The organism is Pseudoduganella sp. RAF53_2 (assembly GCF_052113985.1).
Taxonomy (GTDB): domain Bacteria; phylum Pseudomonadota; class Gammaproteobacteria; order Burkholderiales; family Burkholderiaceae_D; genus Rugamonas.
This window is the reverse complement of sequence record NZ_JBFRDW010000886.1, coordinates 1-1,811: the sequence shown is the minus strand read 5'-3', so window position 1 is coordinate 1,811 and position 1,811 is coordinate 1. Positions and strand designations below refer to the sequence as shown.

General features: G+C 62.9%; 2 protein-coding genes. Both read right to left on the bottom strand.

Annotated features, from left to right (window positions below; translation table 11 throughout):
• Positions 1 to 1,035 (bottom strand): TonB-dependent receptor (locus AB4Z11_RS30665; RefSeq protein ID WP_442029808.1); only part of this gene is annotated, 1,035 nt, incomplete at its 3' end.
• Positions 1,036 to 1,071: 36 nt separating this feature from the next.
• The coding region (locus AB4Z11_RS30660; RefSeq protein ID WP_442029806.1) for an FAD-binding oxidoreductase at positions 1,072 to 1,811 on the bottom strand (740 nt) is incomplete at its 5' end.

Sequence of the window (1,811 nt, the reverse complement as noted above, 5' to 3'; positions counted from 1 at the left end):
CTTGAGCAGCGGCCCGAGGCCCGCGCCGTAGCCGAAGGTGCTGTCCGAGCCCTGGTCGGCATCCATATCCTGCACGGTGGTCGAAGACACGATGCTGAACGGGCCCAGTTCCCCATTCAGCGTGAGGTTGTAGACCTTCAGGTCGACGGAGGACAGTTCATCGGTAAAGCGCTTCTGCTTCATATCGCCGAACAAAGGCTTCAAGGTGGCCGGATCGACGTCGATAATGGTATTGCCACGCGTGTTGACTTTGTTGCTCAAAGCGGACAGGGCCAGCTTCCAGTCCGGCGTGATGTTCCAGTTGAATGCGATGCGGCCGCCTTTGGCGCGCGAGCTGTTCACGTCCTCGGCGCCGTTGGTGCGATCGATAAAACCGCCATCCTGGCGTTCGAAGCCGGATACGCGCAGCGCCATGGTGTCGTTGATTGGCACGTTGAGGGAGAAGCGCCCGGTCCAGCCGTCGCCGCCGTCTTTGACCTTGTTGCCGCCGACGGCAACGCTGGCGTGCAGTTGACGGTAATCCGGTGGTGCAGTGACGTAGCGTACCAGGCCGCCCATGGCGCCTGCGCCATACAGCGTGCCCTGCGGGCCTTTCAGCACCTCCACTCGCTGCAATTCCGCCGGGTCGAGGTCCGGGGTCACCGAGCTGCCGGCCGCGTAGGCGTTCACGGAGCCGATCGGCATCTCGTCGATATAGAAAGCAGTGGAGGAGGCGGATTGCGTGACGCCGGTGGTTATGCCGCGCAGGGTCACCTGCGTAAAGCCGGGACGGAAGGACGATAGCGACAGTCCGGGGATCTGCGCCGCATAGTCTTCCAGGCGCGTCTTGCCTTCGCGCGCCAGCTGTTCGGTGCGCACGGCGGTTACGGATGCGGGAACGTCGATCGCCGCCTGTTCGCGCTTTTGCGCCGTGACGATCACCTTGTCGACGGTTTCGTCATCGGCCGGTTGTTGCTGCGCATAGGCAGGCAGTGCGCAGAACAGGGCGGCGGCTGCCGCGATGGCGGTAMGGGGATAGTGCTTATTTTGCTGCATGATTGTCTCCTACTTATTTTTTATGGGACTACTTTTTCAGCTGAATATTTTTCCCGGGTTGAGAATTCCGTTCGGGTCCCAGGCTTGCTTTATCGAGCGCATCAAGCCGATGACGCCTTCGCCGTACTCCATCAGCAGCTTGTTCTTCTTGCCCATGCCGATGCCATGCTCGCCGGTGCAGGTGCCCCCGGCCGCGAGGGCGTGATTGATCATGGCGCTGTACACGCGATCAACGGCCGCGTGTTCTTCAGGCTTGTCTGGCATTGGCATGAACAGCACGTGGAAGTTGCCGTCGCCAACGTGGCCGAGGATCGGTGCGACCAGGCCTTCACTGTCGATCAGCGAGCGCGCTTCGGCCACGCTGCCGGCGAGGGCGGACATCGGCACGCAGATGTCCGCCACCACCGACTGGCAGCCCGGCCGCAGAGCCAGGGCTGCAAAGTAAGCCAGGTGGCGGGCATGCCACAGGCGCGAACGGTCTTCCGGACGCGTCGCCCACTCGAACCCAACGCCGCCGTGCATGGCTGCGACTTCCTGCGCCAGTTCCGCCTGTTCTTTCACGCCGCCTTCGGTGCCGTGGAATTCGAGGAAGAGCGTGGGCAGTTCGGTGAGACCAAGACTGGAATGCTGGTTGACGGCGCGAACGGTGTGCTCGTCGAGGAATTCAATGCGGGCGAAAGGCAGACCGGACATGCTCATATCCGTCACCGCMTGCACCGCTGCGTCCAGCGTCGGGAAGGCGCAGCTGGCAGCGGCGACCTCCGGCGGCAGAGGAT